General features: G+C 42.9%; 4 protein-coding genes. All 4 read right to left on the bottom strand.

Annotated elements, in window-relative coordinates; genetic code table 11:
- Positions 1–219: 219 nt before the first annotated feature.
- Positions 220–2,157 (bottom strand): DNA topoisomerase IV subunit A, encoded by a 1,938-nt coding sequence (locus tag FWE23_11185; protein MCL2845989.1) that lies wholly within the window; start codon positions 2,155–2,157, stop codon positions 220–222.
- Positions 2,158–2,257: 100 nt separating this feature from the next.
- Complete coding sequence (locus FWE23_11180; protein MCL2845988.1) at positions 2,258–2,572, bottom strand: nucleotidyltransferase domain-containing protein; 315 nt, start codon at positions 2,570–2,572, stop codon at positions 2,258–2,260.
- Positions 2,545–2,943, bottom strand: a complete 399-nt coding sequence (locus tag FWE23_11175; protein MCL2845987.1) for a HEPN domain-containing protein — start codon at positions 2,941–2,943, stop codon at positions 2,545–2,547. Before FWE23_11175 ends, FWE23_11180 begins: the two co-directional genes overlap by 28 nt.
- A 185-nt stretch (positions 2,944–3,128) precedes the next feature.
- Positions 3,129–5,180, bottom strand: a complete 2,052-nt coding sequence (locus FWE23_11170) for a polysaccharide deacetylase family protein (protein MCL2845986.1) — start codon at positions 5,178–5,180, stop codon at positions 3,129–3,131.
- Positions 5,181–5,355: the final 175 nt, after the last annotated feature.

The following is a 5,355-nucleotide window of genomic DNA, read 5'->3' as shown; positions in this document are numbered from 1 at the left end:
TTGCGCAAACTCCAAAAAAGGAGCGAGTATATTCCATGTTTTTATATTCGCTCTATTGGGGGCGGTGCTTTCTGTTGTTATTTTGCACCATCTTCATAGGGGCGGGCACTTTTTTTGTTATTTTGTGTTTGTCCCTTATTTCCAAAAGAGAACAGACGGAGTTGTTGCCGTCTGTTCTTTTTTTTGTTTTTTGTGATAAAGTAGAAAGTTTTGAGAAAATTACAACAGTTTTCCGTTTTCGGTTATTGCTATTGTCTTTTTATATTCAATATTTGTTATCGCCTTGTCCGTAATTTTATACCCCTGCGCCGAAACACCTTTTACCGTGTAAGTATCAATAACGCAAATTTCCGCCGTTTTCCGCATTTTTCCCGCGGGGACAAAATTTACTATAAACGCACCTGTCGTATCTGTGGAAAGCTCTAAAAGTTCGCATTTTTCGTCGGGCAAAACCGAATATTCTTTTCCCGTAATAGTCTTGTCTATCTTGAAGCGTTTCAGGTAGATGTGGTTTTGCGCGTTTTTGTAAAGCGCCGTAAATACCACGTCTGCCGCCGCAACTTCCGCCAAGTCTATAAAGCGCATTCTGTAGCCGACAAACATTTTTTCGGGGACTTCAATTACCTTGTATGCGCCGTTTTTATCGACAGTTAAAACTTTGTCATAAACCGATACTTTGCAACGAACGGGACCGTCTTTTATTTCGTAGCCCAAATATCCGTTGTTGCCGTTGTAGCGCAATTCTTTGTCGCGAATTGCCACATCGCGCACCGAGACCCTGTTCATTTCCAAAATTTCGGTTTTCCGCGGGTATAAATGCCCGTATTTTTTATCGAGATTTTCGACCCATTCTATCGCATATTTTACGATGTTTTTAAGCAATTTTTCGATTTGTGCAAGCCGTTTGTTAATTTCATCGACTTCTTTTTTGTTTTTTTCTATGTCGTAAAGCGAAATTCGGCGAATGGGAATTTGAAGCAGACGTTCGACGTCATTTTCGGTAATTTCGCGCCCAACTTCTTCTTTAAACGGCTCAAAACCGTTCCTAACAGCCAAAATTATGTCTTTGGGCGTTCGCATTTCTTCTATTGTTTTGTAAATTCGCTCCACTATGAAAATTCGTTCAATGGTGCGCATAAAAAGTTTTTCGCTTAAATGGTATTTTTCGAGATTGAGTTCCGCTTCCAAAACGTTTTTTAACTGCTCGCAACTGTCTTTTACTATTTCGGTTATCGGCAGAATTGCGGGGCGGTTTTCCTTAATCAAAAGCGAATTTACCGACACGCTTTTTTCGCAATCGGTGAAAGCATAAAACGCGTCTATAATCTCGTTTGCCCTAAATCCGCGTTTTAACTTTATTTGTATTTCTACTTTATCGCTTGTGAAGTCGTCTATTTTTGCTACCATTATTTTGTTTTTCTTTGCGGCTTCGTCTATGGATTTTATCAGTGTTTCGGTTGTGGTGTTGCAAGGTATTTCTTTTATTACCACGGTTTTATCGTCGAGAACTTCGAGTTTTGCGCGAGATAGAATTTTCCCCACACCATCCTTATAATCCGAAACATCAACAAAGCCGCCCGTCTGAAAATCGGGGTACAGCACGAAATCTTCGCCTTTTAGCGCAGAAATCATTGCAGAGAGCGTTTCGTGGAAATTGTGCGGCAAAATTTCGGTAGCCATTCCTACGGCAATTCCTGTTGCGCCGAGCACCAAAGATACGGGAATTTTTGCGGGGAAGAATATCGGTTCGTCTTCGCGTCCGTCATAATTCGGCTCAAATTGCGTTATTTCGGGGTTGTATAAAACTTCCTTTGCCAGGGGGGTTATGCGGCATTCTATGTATCGCGCCGCCGCCGCTTCGCTTCCGGTGTAAATATTCCCGAAATTTCCCTGTTTTTCGATAAACAAGCTTTTGTTCGCCAAAACAACGAGCGCACCTTCGATTGACGCGTCTCCGTGCGGGTGAAACTTCATAGTTTGTCCGACTACGTTTGCGACTTTGTGGAGTTTTCCGTCGTCCATTTTCATAAGGGTATGCAATATTCTTCGCTGAACGGGTTTCAATCCGTCTTCTATGTAGGGAATAGCGCGGTCTTTAATCACATAAGACGCGTATTCCATAAAACTTGACTCGAATATATCCTTAATATAAGCCATTTTTCTCCCCGATTATTTTTGTAAAATACTTTTTGGGCAACGGTTCGGGCTACAGTCGCCCCTATTTTTTTACAAAAAAAATGTTTTTTGTGAAATTTTTCTATACCAGCTCGACGCCGGTTCTTTGTATTTCCGGAAGAAAATCCGCGTAATCTTCTTTTGGGACAACAAAATGCGGCTCTATTCTTATGTCAACGTTTTCACGCAAACCCCAAATCGGAACAACTGTTTCTCTGTAATTGCCTTTCCATTCGTTCACAACAAACGCAATATCAATGTCGCTGTCTTTGTGAGGGCAACCTTTTGCGAAAGAACCGAAAAGGTATGCCTTGTCTATTTGTAAGGGCAAATTTGCCGCTTTAACAGCATTAAAATATTTTTTCGCTATTACAACAATATCTTCTCTTTTGTCCATTGCAACAACTCCTTTGTTTGTTCGTAAACCCATTTTGTCGTATCGTCCGTCAAATATCGGGCTATTTCGTTTTTGTAGTCGGGATAACGCGCTTCTATATTTAAAGGGTTCAATTCTCTCAAAAAAGATTTTTGTTCTTCGCTCAGCAAATCGAAAAAACCTACCTTTTGAGCAAAAAACACTAAATCGTGTTTAAATGGGGGAGTGTCTTTAAGTAATTTTACAAAACATCCCTTAAACAACTTTTCTACCGATTGGTGGCACATAAACCCGACATAAAGATTGCGTTTCATCTTCAGCAAAGCTCCTGCAACTTCAAAATCTTCGTTCGACAAAGCAAGCCAATGGTTAACTTTTTCTTCAATTGTCATAATATACCCTTTTCATAAACGTACTGTCAAAAATACTATTTGTTTTCTGATAAATGCGAATTTTCTTTGCTTTTCTTGTTTTTTAGCAAATGACAAATTAACGCAAAAAAGGGGCGGCTTGTCAAGTCGTCCCTTTTGCTGTTGGAGTAAGGGCGGGTTTCAAACCCGCCCCTACATTATAAAAACTATCTAACCGAAATTCGCCTTACCAAAGTTGCGTTTGCGCCTTGAATACGAACTACAACCACGCCTCTTGCAATATTTTGTCCGATATTCAGAGAATTCACGCCCGAAACAAGGTTCGCGCTCGTTTGCGAAAGCATTCTTCCGTCAATACTGTGAATTGAAATGTTATACATTCCCGCTTGTCCGACGTTCAGGCTGAGATTTCCTGCGTTGAAGCCGTTGATTGCCAAAGCTGTGTTGTTTGCAGTTCTTACAGCATTATGCGTTTGCGGGATTACAGACGAACTGCCGCCGCTCCATTGCGCACCTACAAGAGTAAGAGACGATACCGTAAGATTAACGGTTTCTCCTTGCTCTGTATGGAAGAATGTTAGACTTCGTATATCGGTAGAAGCAGGGTTAGACAATCCGGCTCTTACCTGTTGCAAAGTAAGATTAACGGTATGTGTTCCTGCTTGCAACTCGGTGCCTGTCGGAGCCCAATCGGGATCGCCCGTAGACGTTTCGGTGCACAGCACAAATCTGACAGGATTGTCTGCCGTGTAAGTAATTCTTACTCCTGTGATACCTGAGAAGTTAATATTGGCGTCTGCAAGCCACAACTGCAATCCGAGCCACGCATAATTCGGGCTTTGGCTGGTTCCGAGTTGTAAGCGGGCGACCATATTTTCTGTTTGTCCGTCTGAAGTAATATTCACTCTTGAGCCTCGGTCAACACTGCTGTCGCCTTCAACGTAATACGACCAACCTGCGTGTTCCCACGGAACTAAATTGATGCCTTCAACAGGTAAAGTGCTACACGTGCAAGGACGATTACCGCAAATATTGCATATCGGGTCTCCGCCGCCTATCGATTGCCACTGCGCCGTAATAGTTCTGTTGGAAGTGATATTTGTGTAGCTTCCGCTCCATCCCGTAAAGTTATATCCGTTGCGCGATACTGTCGGCGGTGTTGCGTTTGCGCCGTTATTTACGGTTTGCGAAAGCGCTCCGCCGCCTGTGCGATTGCCTTGTGCCAAATCAAAATTAACCGTCCAAGTTTGAACGGGATTAGTTGTGCCTCCGCAACCTGTGCAAGTTCCGCAACCAACTGTCGGGGCGCTTCTGTTCCACGGCGGGACTTGGCAAGACCATTGTCTTGTGTTAGTCCACCAATTTGTCGCCCAAAGCGGCTCGAAAGGATCCCATATACCGCGTCTGCTTGGCGCAAACTGGTTAGGTCTTGGCCACATATTAGCACTCGAAAGTTTTTCAGGTATGCTTCTGTCCGCTACTGTTCCGTCGGGGTTGAGAGATTTAATCATAAACAATTCGCGAACAGTAACAATTTCAAAACCGCGTGCTCTTAACGCGGGAACCATTAAGCGCACTGCCTCAACTGTTTCAGCTCTTCTGCCGCCGCAGTCGTGCAAAAGAATGTTGCCGCCGTTCAAAGCATCATTTGTTTGGTTCAAGACAAAGTTTGCTATCGTGGTGCGACCGCCGCTACCTTGGTTTGAGTAGTCCTTGGGATCTAAACCAGAATCCTTAAATACCATATTTAACTCTCTGTCAAGATTCAACAAAATATTTCCGCCGCCGCCCCATTCAAAGTGCGGTGCGCGAAACGCAAAGGGCCAAAATTCTGTTGCGGCAAATATTGCTTCGCTTGCCTGTATTAAATTGGCGCGAGCTTCTGCCGCCGTTGTGGCAGGTGGCACGACGTAATTTTGCGCTCCGCCCATGCTCATGTGGTTAAACGTGTGGTTTTCAACATCGTGGCCATTACTTATCATACGCTGGATAATAGGAATGGTGTTTGCGTGAAGACCGCTACCGCCCGTTCCAGCTGTTCCTCCCGAAGGGTGCCACAAGGTTGAATTGTTGAATTTATGCGGGTTTACAAAAAATGTTCCGCGTGCGCCGTGTTGCTCCAAAATATCAAGAATCTGAACGGTGTACAGATTGTTCGGACCGTCATCGAAAGTTATCGCTATAAAACGTGTTCCCGCGGGAAAGTCCGCACGGGTCGGATACCTGCGTTGACCGTAAGCAATGCTTGCAATTAGCATCACACAAATAAATGCAAGTAAAAATCTGTTAAGATTGTGAAGGGTACCCCCCCCCCCCCCCCAAATTTTTATTTTTTTTTTTTTTTTTCTTCCTATTTTTTTTTTTTTTTGCTTTTGAAAATTAAATAAAAATATTAAAAATCATTTTAAAAACAATTACTACTAATATTTTTTT

Source organism: Chitinivibrionia bacterium (assembly GCA_009779925.1).
GTDB lineage: Bacteria > Fibrobacterota > Chitinivibrionia > Chitinivibrionales > Chitinivibrionaceae > WRFX01.
Note: the sequence above shows the minus strand (reverse complement) of the source record. Positions and strands in the feature narration are given on the sequence as shown.